Below are 15,988 nucleotides of genomic sequence, written 5' to 3' on the forward strand. Positions count from 1 at the left end.
TCAGGCCTGCTCCGGCTTTCGCTCGCCTTCCGCGCCATCGACGCCGCCGATCAGGTCCTTCCAATAGCTCTCGGCGCCTTGCAGATGCGCGCTCATCAATGCCTGGGCAAGGTTGCCGTCGCGGCGCAGCAGCGCCTCATAGATCTGGATGTGCTCGGCATGCGAGCGGCGGCCGCGTTCGGGGTCGCTGAAATAGATTGGCAGGCGCTCTTCGCCCATAAGATAATAAACGCTGCAGATCTTGTGGAAGACGCTGTTCTGGGTCGCCCGCACGATTTCGAGATGGAAATCGCGGTCGAGCTTGCCCAGCGGTTCGCCGGCGCCAAGCCGCTCTTCGGAATCCCTGAGGATTTCACGCAGCCGCTCGTAGTTTTCCTCGGAGGCGCGCGAACAGGCGAGTTCGGCCGCCTTGATCTCGTGGATCTTGCGCAGTTCCACCGTCTCGTAGATCTGGATCGGATCGAGCGGCACGCCGGCCTTGGCAAACAGCGCCATTGCCTCCACACTTGCCTGCCGCGTCGTCAGGTAGATGCCAGACTTGGCGCGCCGTTCGACGATGCGCATCGCTTCCAGAATCGCCAGCGATTCCCTGATCTGGCCGCGGCTGACGGCAAAATGCTCGGCCAGCTCGCGCTCCGAGGGCGTGCGACCGCTCTCTGCGTTGGAGCAGGAGAACAGGTAGGAGGCGAGGTCCGCCAGCAGGTTCTTTTCTTTCATCTTCAGCTGCTCTGTGCGTGGGCCTCCAGGAACCGTTCGGAGACCGTGAACCCCAGACCGGGAGAATCGGGGATGGTGATCATACCGTCCCTGGCCTCGACCGTCTCCTCGATCAGGTCATGGATCATCGGATTTGCACCAAGCGAATATTCGATGGTGAAGCTGGCGGGCGAGGCGGCGCAGACATGAAGCCCGGCAAAGAAGCAGGGCGCTCCCGCCCACAAATGCGGCGCGAAGCGCAGGTTGAAGGCGCTGGCGATCGTGCCGATCTTCATCGCCTCGCTGATGCCGCCGCAAAAGGCAGGATCGGGCTGGAAGATATCGGCCGATTTGAGCACGGCGAGATCGCGGAAGGCATAGCGCGTCGCCTCGCTTTCGCCGGTCGCGATCGGTACGCAACCTGCCGCGCGAACCTCGGCCATGCCCTGCTTGTCGTCGGCGATCACCGGCTCCTCAAACCAGGCGAGGTCGCAGTCCGAAACCAGGTTGATGAAGCGCTTCGCTTCGGCCACCGTGTAGGTGCCATGCGCATCGACCATGATCTCGACATCGGGCCCCAACGCCTTGCGCGCCGCACGCACCCGCGCTGCCGAAATATGCGGCGCACCGTCCATGGCGCCGACGCGCATTTTCACCGCCTTGAACCCGCCCCGGTCGATATAGGATTTGAGCTGGTCGCCGATCGCCTCGGCATTTGCCCAGCCGCCGGAGGCATAGGCGGGCATGCGCTCCAGCTTGCGCCCGCCGAGCAATTGCCACACCGGCTTGCCGAGCGACTTGCCCAGAATGTCCCACAGCGCGATGTCGACGGCGCTGATGGCGGCGATGGACAGGCCGCGCCGTGCCAGTTGCGGCATGGCATGGCCCGATGCAGCGGCGGATTCGTGCCGTACGCCGTTGTAGAGCATCTCCCAGATCACGCCGATGTCGCCGGCCTCGCGGCCGATCAGTTGCGGGCCGATTTCATGGTTGAGCAGATGGACGAGCGCGCCATAGGTGCCGGCGCTGCCGGCCGCGTTCTTGCCTTCGCCCCAGCCGACGAGACCGTCGTCGGTCTCGATGCGCAGGATCGCGGCGTCGAAGGTCTGAACCTGCCCGAAATCGCTGCGGTGCTGGCGATCTGCTGCGATGGGTATGCGGACCCACCATGCCTGTACGTGCTTTATGCGCATAATTCTCCCCAGCCCTTCCGCCATGTCCGGGCGAAAGGGCTCAAATGCCGGACTGCCGGCGTCCTACTTGATCAGCGGCAGAATGGTTTCCGCCGTAATGCGCATCTGGTCGGCATAGAAGTCTTCGGTCAGAAGGCTCGAGCCGTGATCCTGGATGAATTTGAGCTGCTCCGGCGGGATATCGACCGGATTGCGCTCCACCATCGTCGGGTATTTGTTGGCCGGCGTGCGGTCGACGGGCGCGACGAACTCGTTGGTGACGGCGCCGTCATAGCCGATCTCTTTCAGCGTGCCGATGATCTTCGGCCAGTCAAGCTGGCCGAGACCGGCAGCGAAGCGGTTGTTGTCGGCGACGTGGAAGTCGAACAGACGCTTTCCGGCGAGCCGGATGGCGTCATACATATTCTCTTCCTCGATATTGAGGTGGAAAGCATCGAGGCATACGCCGCATTCCGGGCTGACTGCGTCGGCCAGCGCCAATGCCTGCGCCGCACGGTTGAAAAAATAGGTCTCGAAGCGGTTCAGCGGCTCCACCGCGATCCGCACGCCCTTCTTCTGCGCATGGGCAAAGCACTCGCGGGTGGCGTCCACCACCCATTTCCACTCTTCTTCCTCGGTGCCATCCGGCACCACCTTGCCGACCGTCGCCGGCACCAGCGTGATGATCTCGCCGTCGAGTTCGCTGACCATGGTGATGACGCTCTTGACGTAATCGACCGAACGCGCGCGCTGGCCTTCGTCTTTCGCAGCGAGATTGCGCTCGCCAAGCGTCAGCGTCACCGCACCCCAGCAGCGTATGCCATGCTCCTTGAGCAGGGCGCGTGTTTCCTTGACGTCGTACTGCGTCGGCTCGCCGGAGATTTCGATGCTCTCGTAACCGTATTTCTTGATCCGCGCGAGCGTCTTGGCCAGCGGCTCGGCGCGCATCCAGTTATGCGTCGAAAGATGCATGATCGTTCCTTTTCAAACATTCGCCTGCAATCAGCCCCGCCGAAAGGCGAAACAACTTCTCCTCCCCACAAGGCTGCGCAGTTTTGCAAACTGGTTCGACCAATTGGGTATGAAGGGATTACTAGACGATTTCCAAAAAGCTCGCAAGACGGCGAAGAAAATCAAGTTGGATTTAAACTAACATGCTGATACAAAAAGATATAATTTCGGATCGCGGAAAAATGGAAGGCTTGACGGCATTGAACGTCCGGCTTGACCGAAAAATTCAATTTGGTATTACCAGAGAGGCTGTTGATAGACGAAGACATTTGCGCGAACTGACCAATGGTTTGATGTAACCTGCGGCTGTGGAAACGTTGCGCGGTTGAGGAGAGGGAGAACAAGATGGCCACCACATTGAAAGGCCCGGGGATATTTCTGGCGCAGTTTGCGGGAGATGCGGCACCGTTCAATTCGCTGAAGAGCATTGCCGAGTGGGCTGCCGGTCTCGGCTACAAGGGCGTGCAGATACCGACTTGGGACGGACGGCTGTTCGACCTCAAGAAGGCGGCATCATCCAAGACATATTGCGACGAGGTGAAAGGCACCTGCGCCGAGGCGGGCGTCGAGATCACCGAATTGTCGACGCATCTGCAAGGCCAACTCGTGGCGGTGCACCCGGCTTACGACAGCCAGTTCGACGGCTTTGCTCCGGCAACGGTCCACAACAATCCCAAGGCGCGCCAGAAATGGGCGGTCGAGCAAATGAAGTTCGGGGCCAAGGCTTCGAAGAACCTAGGCCTCAAGGCGAGCGTTTCCTTCACCGGCGCGCTGGCTTTCCCCTATCTTTATCCGTGGCCGCAGCGTCCCGCCGGCCTGATCGAGGAAGCCTTCGGCGAGTTGGGCAAGCGCTGGAAACCGATCCTCGACGCCTATGAGGATGCGGGTGTCGATCTCTGCTACGAGATCCACCCCGGCGAGGATGTCTTCGACGGTGCGACCTTTGAGATGTTCCTCGATGCGGTCGGCGGCCACAAGCGCTGCAACATCAACTACGATCCCTCGCATTTCCTGCTGCAGCAGCTCGATTACCTCGCCTTCATCGACATCTATCATGAGCGCATCAAGGCGTTTCATGTGAAGGACGCCGAGTTCAACCCGGACGGCCGCCAGGGCGTCTATTCCGGCTATCAGGGCTGGGTCGGCCGTGCCGGGCGCTTCCGCTCGCTGGGCGATGGCCAGGTCGATTTCGGCGGCATCTTCTCCAAGCTCGCCGCTTATAATTATGACAGCTGGGCGGTTCTGGAGTGGGAATGCTGCCTGAAGCACCCGGAAGTGGGAGCTGCCGAAGGTGCGCCATTCATCGACCACCACATCATCCGCGTTACGGAAAAGGCGTTCGACGATTTCGCCGGCGGAGCGACCGACAAGAAACTGCTGCGGGCAATGATGGGCATTTGAGCGCCGGTCCCTTCAAGGAGGCGTCGTACCAGTCAGGGAGAACAATATGGTCAGCGGCACAAAGATTGAATCAAGCTCAGGACCGATCCGCTACGGCATGGTCGGTGGCGGGCAAGGCGCCTTCATCGGCGGCGTGCACCGTATCGCGGCGCGCATCGATGGCGAGTTCGTGCTGGTTGCCGGCGCGCTCTCGTCCAACCCCGAGAGAGCAAAGGCATCTGGCGCCGAACTCGGCCTCGATCCCGAGCGGAATTATGGCTCGTTCCTGGAAATGGCCAAGGCCGAAGCCAAGCGCCCGGACGGCATCGAGGCAGTCGCGATCGTCACGCCGAACCACATGCACTACCCAGCCGCGAAGGCGTTCCTCGAAGCCGGCATCCATGTCATCTGCGACAAGCCGCTGACCTCGACACTGGCCGACGCGAAAAAGCTTGCAGCATTGGTGGAAAAGTCTGGCAAGGTTTTCGTGCTCACCCACAACTACACCGGCTACCCGATGATCCGGCAGGCCCGCGAGATGATCCAGAAGGGCCAGCTTGGTGATATACGCGTGGTGCAGGCCGAATACCCCCAGGACTGGCTGACCGAAAAGGCGGAGGACACGGGCTCCAAGCAGGCTGCCTGGCGGGTCGACCCGAAACAGTCCGGCGTCGGCGGCTCTACCGGCGATATCGGCACCCATGCCTACAACCTTGCCCGCTTCGTCACCGGGCTGGAACTCGACAGCCTGTCAGCCGATCTCGACGCCTTCGTGAAGGGCCGCGTGCTCGACGACAACGCCCATGTCATGCTGCGCTTCAAGAGCGGTGCGAAAGGCATGATCTGGGCGAGCCAGGTCGCGCCCGGCAACGAGAACGGGCTGAAGCTGCGCGTCTACGGCACCAAGGGCGGCATCGAATGGGTGCAGGCCGATCCCAACTATCTCTGGTTCACGCCCTTCGGCGAGCCGAAGCGGCTGATTACGCGTGGTGGCGCCGGGGCCGGCCCTGCTGCGGCCCGCGTCAGCCGCGTGCCGCCCGGCCATCCCGAAGGCTACCTCGAAGGCTTTGCCACCATCTATGCCGAAGCTGCCCGCGCCATTCGCGCCGCGCGCAAGAAGAACGGCAAGCCGGCGAAGGATGTCGTCTACCCGACGGTGCAGGACGGCGTGGAAGGCGTTGCCTTCGTCGAGGCTTGCGTGAAATCGTCGAAGAAAAACGCAGCCTGGACAAAGCTGTAGCTTAGCACGGACCAACAGGCGGTGGCGGGAGCGATCCCGCTACCGTTTTTCGTGATGCGGGGTTCAGCGTCATCGCCTTGCTCACCGAGGCAGTGGCAAAATCCGTGGCCGATCGCTATTTGATGTCTGATGAATGACATTGCCGGCATTTCAGGCGAAGATGCCAGGCAAGGCAAACGGATTGAAGGCACCATCATGGCGGCAAGGGATACGCTGACGAAGAACCAGTTGCGCGTGCTCGAAAAACTCGAGGCGTCGACCGGGCCGCTCAGCGCCTACACTTTGCTGGATCTCCTGCGCGAGCAGGGTTTTCGCGCGCCCTTGCAGGTCTACCGCGCGCTCGATGGATTGATGAATGCCGGCTTCGTCCACCGGCTCGAAAGCATGAACGCCTTCGTCGCTTGCGCCGAGCCGCACGACCACAGCCACCGCATGATCGCCTTCGCCATCTGCGACAAATGCGGACAGGTGTCGGAATTTTCCGACGAGGTCGTCGGCAAGCAACTCGACCAGTGGGTAGGCTCGACGGGCTTTGCCGCCAAGAAGGCGGTCATCGAGTTTCGCGGCACCTGCGCCAAATGCGCGGCGATCGCGGCTTAGGGTTCCGGCTGCTGTAGCGCAATCAAACCTCCGCCGTGGTCATCCCGTCGCGCAGCAACTGAACCTTGCGGTTGAGATCGATCATCTCCGGCACGGTGAACCCGGAACGGCGCAACAGCGTTTCCGTCAGGCAGCCCGTCTTTGCATGAAGCTCGGCGCCTTTCGGGCTCAGATAGACCTGGACCTGACGTTCATCAGTGGTGCTGCGCTGGCGTGTCACAAACCCGGCGCTCTCCAGCCGCTTCACAGCAGGCGTGATGGTGCTTGGCTCGAGCGCCAGCCTGTCGGCAATTGCCGAGATGGTCAGGCCGTCCCTCTCCCAAAGCGTGCTCAGCACGATATACTGCGTATAGGTAACGCCGAGATCATCGAGCATCGGCTTGTAGACGCGGTGGATGGCGATCGACGCTGAATAGATCGAAAAACAGAGCTGGCTGTCGAGCGGCAATGTCGGGGCGTCGGTCATGGTCGAGGTCTCCTTGATTCGGTAGGGTGGATAACCCTTACCACAAAAAATGATATCGCGATAAAGAAAGTGCTTTACAAGGCCCGGGGTGGGGTGTACAACATGATTATCGCGATAATGATTATCGTGAATAACCGAAGAGGAGATGCCCAAATGACCAACACCCTGATCGCCGCCGCCACCCTCGCAATGGCCGCCGCAACCGCACTCACCCCCGCTCACGCCGCACCTGTCGGTGCCAAGAACATCGTCCTTGTCCACGGCGGTTTCGTCGATGGCTCCGGCTGGCAAGGCGTCTACAACATCCTGAAGAAGGACGGCTACAATGTCAGCATCGTCCAGAACCCGACCACCTCGCTTGCCGATGATGTCGCCGTCACCAAGCGGACAATTGCCCAGCAGGATGGCCCCGTGGTCCTGGTCGGCCATTCCTACGGCGGTGTCGTCGTCAGCGAAGCCGGCACCGACGAGAAGGTGAAGGCCGTCGTCTACATCGCAGCATTCGCACCTGACAAAGGTGAGTCCGTGTCGTCCCTGATCGCCAATCCGCCTGCCGGCGCACCCGTGCCCCCGATCCTGCCGCCGGTTGATGGCTTCCTGTTCCTCGACAAGGCCAAGTTCGCAGAATCCTTCGCGGCCGACGTCGATGCAGCCACCGCAGCTTTCATGGCCGATTCGCAGGTTCCCTGGGGCGTCGAAGCTCTGGCTGGCGCTGTCACCGAGCCTGCCTGGAAGACCAAGCCGAGCTTCTACCTCGTTGCATCGGACGACCACATGATCCCGCCGCCCGCCCAGCGCATGATGGCTGAACGCGCCGGATCGACTGTCGTAGAAACAGCCGGCAGCCACGCTGTCTACGTTTCCAATCCGCAGGCCGTCGCCGCCCTCATCGAGCAGGCAGCGAACGCCAAGTGAAGGACGGGGGCGTTATTATACCGGAGCGTCCCGGACGCTCCGGTATTTTCTTGTCTGGATCAGCGAAGGCCCGGTGACCAAGACCAGTAGGGAAAGAGCCGTGCGTCGGCTGCGGCCTAGTGCGCCTCGTCCCAATTATGCGCAGCGCGCGCGTCGACCTGCAACGGCACCTTCAGCGACACCGCCGGCATGGCCGCATTCTCCATCACCGAGCGCACTACCGGCAGCGTCGCCTCGACTTCGCCTTCGGGCGTCTCGAAGATCAGTTCGTCATGCACCTGCAACAGCATGCGTGCCGAAAGCTTGGCTTCCGCCAGCGCCCCATCCATTCGCACCATGGCGCGGCGGATGATGTCGGCGGCCGATCCCTGGATCGGCGCGTTGATTGCCGCGCGCTCGTTGAAGGCGCGGTGCTGCGGGTTGGATGAGCGGATTTCCGGATAATGGGCGCGCCGGCCGAAGATCGTCTCGACATAGCCGTTCTCGCGGGCAAAAGCCTTGGTGCTGTCCATGTAATCGCGAATGCCGGGGAAGCGCTCGAAATAGCGCTTGATGTAATCGCTGGCTTCTTCGCGCGGGATCGAAAGCTGGTTGGCGAGGCCAAAGGCCGAAATGCCGTAGATGATGCCGAAATTGATCGCCTTGGCGCGGCGGCGCACGTCCGAGGGCATACCTTCGACCGGCACGCTGAACATTTCCGAAGCCGTCATCGCATGAATGTCGATGCCGTCGGCAAAGGCCTGCCGCAATTGCGGAATATCGGCCATGTGGGCAAGCACGCGCAGCTCGATCTGGCTGTAGTCGGCCGAGACCAACTTGTTACCCTTGTCGGCGATGAAGGCGGTGCGGATCTTGCGGCCTTCTGTGGTGCGGATAGGAATGTTCTGCAGGTTCGGTTCCGACGACGACAGCCGCCCGGTGGACGTGGCGGCCAGCGCGTATGACGTATGAACGCGCTTTGTCTCGGGGTGGATGTAGCCGGGCAGGGCGTCGGTATAAGTCGACTTCAGCTTGGTGAGCTGACGCCAGTCAACGATCTTGCGCGGCAGTTCGTGGCCTTCGGCTGCCAGTTCTTCCAGCACCTGCGCCGAGGTAGACCACTGGCCGGTCTTGGTCTTGGAGCCACCCGGTAGTCCCATGCGGCCGAACAAGATGTCGCCGAGCTGCTTGGGCGAGCCGATGGTGAAGCGGCTGCCGGCGAGCTGGAAAATCTCGTCTTCCAGCCGTCCGGCGCCCTGGGCCAGTTCGCCCGACAGCCGGGACAGAATCTGGCGGTCGACGGAAATGCCACGCTGCTCCATCTGGGCCAGCACCGGCACGAGCGGCCGTTCCAGCCGCTCATAGACGGACGCAAGGCCCTTGGCGGCAAGGCGTGGCTTCAGCACCCGCCAGAGCCGCAGCGTGACATCGGCATCCTCGGCCGCATAGGCAGTGGCCTGCTTGAGATCGGCTTGATCGAAGCCTACGAAACGCTTGCCGGAGCCTGCGATATCCTTGAACTTCAGCGTCTTGTGGCCGAGCCACTTTTCGGACAGGTCATCCATGCCGTGGCCGCCAGTCGTGCCGGCGTCGAGCACGTAGGAGATCAGCATGGTGTCGTCATAGGAAACGACGTCGATCCCGTGCCGGTTCATCACCACGAGATCGTATTTCAGATTCTGCGCGATCTTCAGGACCGACTTGTCCTCCAGCAGCGGCTTGAGTGCCCCAAGCGCATCGCGGACGGGGATTTGCCCTTCCAGCAGCCCGCCGCCAAGCAGATCGCCGCGCCCGCTCTTGTGGCCGAGCGGCACATAGGCAGCCCGGCCCGGGGCCGTCGCCAGCGAGAAGCCGATCAGCTCCGCCTGCATCGGGTCTAGGGAAGTTGTCTCCGTATCGAAGGCAACGAGGCCGGCCTCTTTGGCCTCAGCAACCCAGGCCTGCAATGTCGGCAGATCGAGGATGCAGGTATAGGCATCGGTATTGATCTTCTCGGCAACGGCAGCCTCGGCGCGAAGAGCCGAGAGCAACGACGGCGTGGTGCCATCCTTCTTGGCCTCGTCCGGCCCTCCGGCAGGCTCTGCGGCGCCGTCCCCGGAAGCCCCTGCCGCCGACGGTCTGGTGGCAGGCGCGGACGGGAATCCGACATCCGGTCCATGGGCTGTGTCGGCGCGCTCGATCACGAGTGCTGTAGCATCCACTTCCGCAGCCTCGGTGCTGGTCGCCTCGGCGACACGGCGGGTCAGCGTCGAGAATTCCATCGCCTTGAGGAAGCCGATCAGCCTTGGTCCGTTTGGCGGCTGGAGAACAAAATCATCTAGCCCTTCCTTGACCGGTACGTCGATCTTCAGCGTCACCAGATCGCGCGAGATGCGGGCCTTGTCGGCGTTGTCGATAATCGACTGGCGCCGCTTGTCCTGCTTGATTTCGGAAGCACGCGCCAGAAGGGTGTCGAGGTCGCCGAACTGTTCCAGAAGCTGCGCGGCGGTCTTCGGGCCGATGCCCGGCACGCCCGGCACATTGTCGACGGAATCGCCGGTCAGCGCCTGCAGGTCGATCATCTTTTCCGGCGGCACGCCCCATTTCTCGATGACCTCGGGAACGCCGATCTGGCGGTCCTTCATCGGGTCGTACATGCCGACGCTCGGGCCGACGAGCTGCATCAGGTCCTTGTCCGACGAGATGATGGTGGCGTCGCCGCCGGCCTCGCGGGCCAGCCGCGCATAGGTCGCTATCAGGTCGTCGGCCTCAAAACCTTCCATCTCGATGCAGGGCAGGTCGAAAGCGCGCGTCGCCTCGCGAATGAGCCCGAATTGCGGGATCAGATCTTCCGGCGGGGCGGAGCGATTGGCCTTGTATTCGGGATAGAGGTCGTTGCGGAAGGTCTTGGAGGAATAGTCGAAGATGACGGCGAAATGCGTCGGCGTGATGCCGACATCGGTATTTCGCGAATCCTGCATCAGCTTCCAGACCATGTTGCAGAAGCCGAGAACCGCGCCCGTCGGCAGCCCGTCCGACTTGCGGTTCAGCGGGGGCAGCGCATGGTACGCGCGGAAGATGTAGCCGGAGCCGTCGACAAGGAAGAGGTGATCGCCTTTTTTCATGGCGTAAGCCCTAACGCGGAGGTCTGAAACTGTCCATTGCAAACAGGCAAGGGCCGGGCTTGTCTTGCCGATACCTGACAGAAATGCCGCTCACGCGTTTGTTACAAAACTGTAATTTTCGTGCCCTTGAATCGCCACGTTCGCATCTCCAAATGACACTCATCGGCATCACAGCCGAGTCCGGATTAAGGCCCGTCCCCCGCCTAGACCGGACCAAGCGGCAGCCTAATCCCCCTCTCCGGGCTGCCGCCCCCTTTTGAAAGTACCGCCGCCGTGGTCCCCCTCCAGCCACGGCGGCATTTTTTTGTGCCGCGCCCGGCGTCTGGTCCAACATTGCCGGGGTTTCCTTTTTTCGCCGGGGCTTTAGGGTGGCGCCGCAGATTCGAAAGGCTTCCCCAATGTCCGCTCTCACACCCGTCCTCGACAAACTCGACGCCAATCTCGACCAGAGTATCGAACGCCTGTTCGAGCTTCTGCGCATCAAGTCGATCTCGACTGATCCGGCCTTCAAGGCCGATTGCCGCAAGGCTGCGGAATGGCTGGTCGAAGACTTGAAGTCGATCGGCTTCGAGGCGAGCGTTCGCGACACACCCGGCCACCCGATGGTCGTCGCGCATCACGATGGGGAAGGTCCTCACGTATTGTTTTACGGTCACTACGACGTTCAGCCCGTCGATCCGCTGAACCTGTGGGAAAATGACCCGTTCGATCCGGCGCTGAAAGAAATAGAACCCGGCCGCAAGGTCATCACCGGGCGTGGGTCTTCGGACGACAAGGGCCAGCTGATGCTCTTTATCGAAGCCTGCCGCGCCTACAAGCAGGTGCATGGCAAGCTGCCTTGCAAGGTGACGATCCTGTTCGAAGGCGAGGAAGAATCCGGCTCGCCGTCGCTGAAGCCCTTCCTTGAAGCCAACGCTGCCGAGCTGAAGGCGGATTTCGCTATGGTCTGCGACACCGGCATGTGGGACCGGGATACGCCCGCCATCTGCGTCGGCCTGCGCGGCCTGGTGGGTGAAGAGATTACCATCCATGCCGCCGACCGCGATTTGCATTCCGGCGAATTCGGCGGTGCTGCCGCAAATCCCGTCCGCATCCTGGCCAGGGTGCTGGCCGACATGCATGACGACACCGGCCGCGTCACCATCCCCGGTTTCTACGATGGCGTGGAGGAGACACCGACGCAGATACTGAAGTCATGGGAAGCGCTTGGCGAAACGGATGAAAATTTCCTCGGCGTGGTCGGCCTGTCCATTCCGTCGGGTGAAAAGGGACGCTCGGTGCTGGAACTCACCTGGGCGCGTCCGACCGCCGAATTCAACGGCATCAATGGCGGCTATACTGGCAAGGGTTTCAAGACGGTCATCGCCGCCGAGGCCTCCGCGAAGGTGTCGTTCCGCCTCGTCCACAAGCAGGACCCGGCCAAGATACGCGCCGCTTTCCGCGATTTCGTGCGCGCTCGTATTCCGGCCGATTGTTCTGTCGAGTTCCACGAGCATGGCGGCTCGCCTGCGATCCAGCTTTCCTATGACTCGCCGTTTCTCATCAAGGCCAAGCAGGCGCTGTCCGACGAATGGCCGAAGCCTGCGGTCATGCTTGCGATGGGTGGCTCGATCCCGATCGTCGGTGATTTCCAGACATTCCTCGGCATGGAATCGCTGCTGGCCGGCTTCGCGCTGGTTGACGACCGCATCCACTCGCCGAACGAAAAATACGACCTGTCGTCATTCCACAAGGGGCAGCGCTCCTGGGCGCGCATTCTCGACGCGCTGACACGCTAATTCCGGGGCAAACGCAATGACCATCCGCTTTCACAAGAACGATCTGCCGGACCTTTCGAACTACAATGTCGACGCCGTCGCCATCGACACCGAGACGCTTGGCCTGAACCCGCATCGCGACCGGCTCTGCGTCGTGCAGATATCGCCGGGCGACGGTACGGCCGACGTTATCCAGATCGCGCAGGGCCAGAAAACGGCCCCCAATCTGGTCAAGCTGCTGGATGACGACAAGATCACGAAGCTGTTCCACTTCGGCCGCTTCGACCTGGCCGTCCTCTATCATGCGTTCGGCGTCATGCCCGAGCCGGTATTCTGCACCAAGATCGCGTCGCGCCTGACCCGCACCTATACCGACCGGCATGGCCTTAAAGACATTTGCAACGAGCTGCTCGGCGTCAGCCTGTCGAAAGCGCAGCAGTCGTCGGATTGGGCCGCGGAGACACTGTCGCCCGAACAGCTGGAATATGCGGCTTCGGACGTTCTTTACCTGCACCGGCTGCGTGATGTTCTCGTCGGCCGGCTTGCTCGCGAGAACAGGACCAGCGAGGCGGATGCCTGCTTCAAGTTCCTGCCGACGCGGGCCAAGCTTGATCTTCTCGGTTGGCCCGAAGACGACATTTTCGCCCACAGCTGAACCGGCTTCCAGCTTGGCTTGGCATAATGAACGGCCTTCAATTCGTTCCCATGTAGGTACTGACAGGGATCAAAGATGGCTCGTTTTTGTTGGGTCATCACAGCAATGCCGAAGCAGAAAGGGACGCCGAAATGTACAAGCACATCCTAATCGCCACCGATGGTTCCGAACTGGCGCAGAAGGGTCTAGGGCATGGCCTCGCGCTGGCGAAAAGTCTCGGCAGCAAGGTCACGATCATCACCGTGACCGAACCCTTTCCGGTTTACGGCATGGCCGGTGAGTTCGGTTGGGTCGGCAGCCCGGCCGATGTGGAAAGCTACAAGAACGGCAGCAAGGAATTCGCCCAGAAAGTTCTTTCAGCTGCCAAGGCTGCCGCCGACAAGGCAGGCGTGAAGGCTGAAGTCCTGCATATCGACGACAGCACCCCGGCCGACGCCATCGTCGCGATCGCCAAGGAGCGCGGCAATGACCTCATCGTCATGGCTTCGCACGGCCGCCGCGGCATCGGTCGGCTGCTGCTCGGCAGCCAGACGTCCGAGGTTCTGACCCACAGCACCGTTCCGGTTCTGGTCGTGCGATAAACCACTGGCAGCACAGGCAGACGAGCAGGTTGCGGCAGACGCAATGCCGCAACAAGCTGCTTATTCAAGGACTTCCGGGAAAGCCGCTTAATCCCTCCTTAAATCGCCGCATTTACTGTTCACTCGAAGCCCACGCGCAATTGGGGAATGGGCAGCAGCGGACGGCATGGCGAAAAGAACGACGACACGCATCGAACCGACTTTTGACGGACCCGCCGAGCACAAGGCTTCGGGCGGTTTCTCCGTCAGCGAAGATGACCGTGTCATGCCCTCAGCCAAGAAGCAGCCAGCCGCAAAGCGCAAGGCTGAGAAGGCGGAGAGGGGCCAGCCGTCGCGTCGCAACCGGAAAAAGCCGAGGCGCGGATTTTTTGGCGGGCTGACGCGTGCTGTCTACTGGTGTTTCGTCCTGGCGCTGTGGGGTGGTATCGCCGCTGCCGGCATCGTCGTCTACTACGGCGCGCAGATGCCGAGCGCCACGACATGGGCCATTCCGGATCGCCCACCCAATGTGAAGATCGTCTCCGTCGACGGCAAACTGCTCGCCAACCGAGGCATGACCGGCGGCGAAGCGGTCGGCCTGCATGAAATGTCGCCCTATATTCCGCAGGCGGTGATGGCGATCGAGGATCGCCGCTTTTACTCGCATTTCGGCATAGACCCGATGGGCCTTGGCCGTGCGCTGCTGGGCAACCTCACCAGCGGCCGCTTTTCGCAAGGCGGCTCGACGCTGACGCAGCAGCTTGCCAAGAACCTGTTCCTGAAGCCTGACCGCACCATCGAGCGCAAGGTGCAGGAGGTGCTCCTGGCGCTGTGGCTGGAGCAGAAGCATACCAAGGACCAGATCCTCGAAATGTATCTCAACCGGGTCTATTTCGGCTCGGGCGCCTATGGCGTGGAGGCTGCCTCGCGGCGCTACTTCGGCAAGTCGGCCCGCGACGTGACCTTGTCGGAAGCGGCACTGCTTGCCGGCCTGCTGAAGGCGCCGTCCCGGCTTTCGCCGGCGCGTGATCCCAAGGCCGCCGAGGCGCGGGCACAGCTGGTGCTGGCCGCCATGCGTGACGAAAACATGATCGGCGAGAAGGAACTGGCGACCGCGATGAGCGCGCCGGCAACCCGCGCCGCGTCCTACTGGACCGGCTCCGAACATTACGTCGCCGACCGCATCATGGAAGAACTGCCGAACCTCATCGGCGAGGTGCGCTCGGATATCATCGTTGATTCCACGATCGACCTGACCTTGCAGGATCTCGCGGAGAAATCCATCCGCCGCTTGATCGACGAGAACGGCGAGAAACTGAGCGTCAGCCAGGGTGCACTTGTGTCGATCGACAATTCAGGTGCGGTGCGTGCGATGGTCGGTGGTTACGACTATGCCAACAGCCAGTTCGACCGTGCCGCAGAAGCGCGCCGTCAGCCGGGCTCGGCCTTCAAGCCGTTCGTCTATCTGGCCGCCCTTGAGGCAGGCCGCACGCCCGACAGCATCCGCAACGATGCGCCGATCAGCATCGGAAAATGGAAGCCCGACAACTACAACGGCAAATATTTTGGCCGCGTTACGCTGGCAACCGCGCTGGCGAAATCGCTGAACTCGGTTGCCGCCCAGCTGACCATGGAAGTCGGACCTGATGCGGTGATCGAAGTCGCCCATCGCATGGGCATCGAATCCCAGCTTCAGGCGAACACCTCGATCGCGCTTGGCACTTCCGAGGTCACGCCGCTGGAACTGACGGCCGCCTATGTGCCCTTTGCCAATGGCGGCTACAAACCCGAGGTCCATTTCATCCAGCGCATCACCACGACTGCCGGCGAAGTGCTTTACGAAGGCGCCGGCGGCAACGCACCGCGCGTCGTTCGCCCCGAAATCGTTGGCATGATGAATTCGATGATGACCGGAACGGTCGAGGTCGGCACCGCCAAAAAGGCTGCCTTCAACTGGCCGTCTGCCGGCAAGACCGGAACCAGCCAGAATTCGCGCGATGCGTGGTTCGTCGGCTACACCGCCAATCTCACCACCGGCGTGTGGTTCGGCAATGACGACGGCAAGCCGATGAAGAAGGTGACCGGCGGTGCGCTGCCCGCTCAGGCATGGCACGAATTCATGGTGGCCGCGCATGAGGGTGTGCCTGTCGCGCCGCTGCCGGGAACATGGAAATCCGTGCCACAGGCAGAACCTGGCTCCGTGCCGATGGCGAGCGTCGAGGAGCCAGACCATCCGGCGGCTGCGCCGGCGCCTTCGCCCGTCAGCCGGAACCTTCCCATGGATGATGTCGGTGCTGCCGATGGCGACACAGGCTTCGTACCCATGCCGCAGGAACCGCCGACCGCTTCGATCGGCCGCCGACCTGTTCCGCAGGCTGACGTGGGTGGGCCGGTGGTCAGGCGGCAGACGTCGATCCTCGACGTGATCATGGGTAACTGATCTTCGCCGATTA

The 15,988-nt window shown here is 61.9% G+C and carries 13 protein-coding genes; 8 read left to right on the top strand and 5 right to left on the bottom strand.

Annotation, left to right across the window (positions count from 1 at the left end; translation table 11 throughout):
- The 3 genes from BM413_RS20725 to BM413_RS20735 form a co-directional block, all read right to left on the bottom strand.
- The gene (locus tag BM413_RS20725; protein WP_091916487.1) at positions 1-717 is read right to left on the bottom strand and encodes a FadR/GntR family transcriptional regulator; all 717 of its coding nucleotides are present in this window, start codon (positions 715-717) and stop codon (positions 1-3) included.
- Between the two features lie 2 nt (positions 718-719).
- Complete coding sequence (locus tag BM413_RS20730) at positions 720-1,889, bottom strand: mandelate racemase/muconate lactonizing enzyme family protein (protein ID WP_091916488.1); 1,170 nt, start codon at positions 1,887-1,889, stop codon at positions 720-722.
- A 63-nt stretch (positions 1,890-1,952) separates the two neighbouring features.
- Complete coding sequence (locus BM413_RS20735; RefSeq protein ID WP_091916489.1) at positions 1,953-2,840, bottom strand: sugar phosphate isomerase/epimerase family protein; 888 nt, start codon at positions 2,838-2,840, stop codon at positions 1,953-1,955.
- 384 nt (positions 2,841-3,224) lie between these two features.
- Between BM413_RS20735 and BM413_RS20745 the strand changes: the two genes are divergently transcribed.
- The 3 genes from BM413_RS20745 (at position 3,225) to BM413_RS20755 (ending at position 6,099) form a co-directional block, all read left to right on the top strand.
- Positions 3,225-4,280, top strand: a complete 1,056-nt coding sequence (locus BM413_RS20745) for a sugar phosphate isomerase/epimerase family protein (protein ID WP_091916492.1) — start codon at positions 3,225-3,227, stop codon at positions 4,278-4,280.
- Positions 4,281-4,326: 46 nt separating this feature from the next.
- Positions 4,327-5,499, top strand: coding sequence for a Gfo/Idh/MocA family protein (locus BM413_RS20750; RefSeq protein ID WP_091916493.1), 1,173 nt, complete (start codon positions 4,327-4,329; stop codon positions 5,497-5,499).
- 195 nt (positions 5,500-5,694) lie between these two features.
- The gene (locus tag BM413_RS20755) at positions 5,695-6,099 is read left to right on the top strand and encodes a Fur family transcriptional regulator (RefSeq protein WP_091916618.1); all 405 of its coding nucleotides are present in this window, start codon (positions 5,695-5,697) and stop codon (positions 6,097-6,099) included.
- A 22-nt stretch (positions 6,100-6,121) separates the two neighbouring features.
- Here BM413_RS20755 and BM413_RS20760 read toward each other — a convergent pair whose 3' ends face one another.
- Positions 6,122-6,565, bottom strand: coding sequence for a MarR family winged helix-turn-helix transcriptional regulator (locus BM413_RS20760; RefSeq protein ID WP_091916494.1), 444 nt, complete (start codon positions 6,563-6,565; stop codon positions 6,122-6,124).
- A 189-nt stretch (positions 6,566-6,754) separates the two neighbouring features.
- On the opposite strand from BM413_RS20760, the gene BM413_RS20765 reads away from it, so the two are divergent.
- Positions 6,755-7,480 (top strand): alpha/beta hydrolase, encoded by a 726-nt coding sequence (locus BM413_RS20765; protein WP_210188947.1) that lies wholly within the window; start codon positions 6,755-6,757, stop codon positions 7,478-7,480.
- Positions 7,481-7,596: 116 nt separating this feature from the next.
- Here the strand turns inward: BM413_RS20765 and polA are convergent, their stop codons facing one another.
- On the bottom strand, positions 7,597-10,563 hold the full coding sequence (gene polA, locus BM413_RS20770) for a DNA polymerase I (RefSeq protein ID WP_091916498.1): 2,967 nt from the start codon (positions 10,561-10,563) through the stop codon (positions 7,597-7,599).
- 398 nt (positions 10,564-10,961) lie between these two features.
- On the opposite strand from polA, the gene BM413_RS20775 reads away from it, so the two are divergent.
- The 4 genes from BM413_RS20775 to BM413_RS20790 all read left to right on the top strand — a co-directional run bounded on the left by BM413_RS20775 (position 10,962) and on the right by BM413_RS20790 (position 15,975).
- Positions 10,962-12,341: a M20/M25/M40 family metallo-hydrolase gene (locus BM413_RS20775; protein WP_091916500.1), complete on the top strand. Its 1,380-nt coding sequence runs from the start codon at positions 10,962-10,964 to the stop codon at positions 12,339-12,341.
- A gap of 16 nt (positions 12,342-12,357) precedes the next feature.
- Positions 12,358-12,975 (top strand): ribonuclease D, encoded by a 618-nt coding sequence (locus tag BM413_RS20780; protein WP_091916502.1) that lies wholly within the window; start codon positions 12,358-12,360, stop codon positions 12,973-12,975.
- A 131-nt stretch (positions 12,976-13,106) separates the two neighbouring features.
- Positions 13,107-13,556, top strand: coding sequence for a universal stress protein (locus BM413_RS20785; RefSeq protein WP_091916504.1), 450 nt, complete (start codon positions 13,107-13,109; stop codon positions 13,554-13,556).
- 166 nt (positions 13,557-13,722) lie between these two features.
- Positions 13,723-15,975, top strand: coding sequence for a transglycosylase domain-containing protein (locus BM413_RS20790; protein ID WP_091916506.1), 2,253 nt, complete (start codon positions 13,723-13,725; stop codon positions 15,973-15,975).
- Positions 15,976-15,988: the final 13 nt, after the last annotated feature.

The organism is Mesorhizobium sp. YR577 (assembly GCF_900116595.1).
Lineage (GTDB): Bacteria > Pseudomonadota > Alphaproteobacteria > Rhizobiales > Rhizobiaceae > Mesorhizobium_M.

What these genes read in the sequence shown, in the direction of transcription:
- BM413_RS20750 (WP_091916493.1), top strand. Translation starts at nt 4,327, where the DNA reads ATGGTCAGCGGCACAAAGATTGAATCAAGCTCAGGACCGATCCGCTAC.
- BM413_RS20775 (WP_091916500.1), top strand. Translation starts at nt 10,962, where the DNA reads ATGTCCGCTCTCACACCCGTCCTCGACAAACTCGACGCCAATCTCGAC.
- BM413_RS20755 (WP_091916618.1), top strand. Translation starts at nt 5,695, where the DNA reads ATGGCGGCAAGGGATACGCTGACGAAGAACCAGTTGCGCGTGCTCGAA.
- BM413_RS20790 (WP_091916506.1), top strand. Translation starts at nt 13,723, where the DNA reads ATGGCGAAAAGAACGACGACACGCATCGAACCGACTTTTGACGGACCC.
- BM413_RS20725 (WP_091916487.1), bottom strand. Translation starts at nt 717, where the DNA reads ATGAAAGAAAAGAACCTGCTGGCGGACCTCGCCTCCTACCTGTTCTCC.
- BM413_RS20765 (WP_210188947.1), top strand. Translation starts at nt 6,755, where the DNA reads ATGGCCGCCGCAACCGCACTCACCCCCGCTCACGCCGCACCTGTCGGT.
- polA (WP_091916498.1), bottom strand. Translation starts at nt 10,563, where the DNA reads ATGAAAAAAGGCGATCACCTCTTCCTTGTCGACGGCTCCGGCTACATC.
- BM413_RS20785 (WP_091916504.1), top strand. Translation starts at nt 13,107, where the DNA reads ATGTACAAGCACATCCTAATCGCCACCGATGGTTCCGAACTGGCGCAG.
- BM413_RS20730 (WP_091916488.1), bottom strand. Translation starts at nt 1,889, where the DNA reads ATGCGCATAAAGCACGTACAGGCATGGTGGGTCCGCATACCCATCGCA.
- BM413_RS20760 (WP_091916494.1), bottom strand. Translation starts at nt 6,565, where the DNA reads ATGACCGACGCCCCGACATTGCCGCTCGACAGCCAGCTCTGTTTTTCG.
- BM413_RS20780 (WP_091916502.1), top strand. Translation starts at nt 12,358, where the DNA reads ATGACCATCCGCTTTCACAAGAACGATCTGCCGGACCTTTCGAACTAC.
- BM413_RS20745 (WP_091916492.1), top strand. Translation starts at nt 3,225, where the DNA reads ATGGCCACCACATTGAAAGGCCCGGGGATATTTCTGGCGCAGTTTGCG.
- BM413_RS20735 (WP_091916489.1), bottom strand. Translation starts at nt 2,840, where the DNA reads ATGCATCTTTCGACGCATAACTGGATGCGCGCCGAGCCGCTGGCCAAG.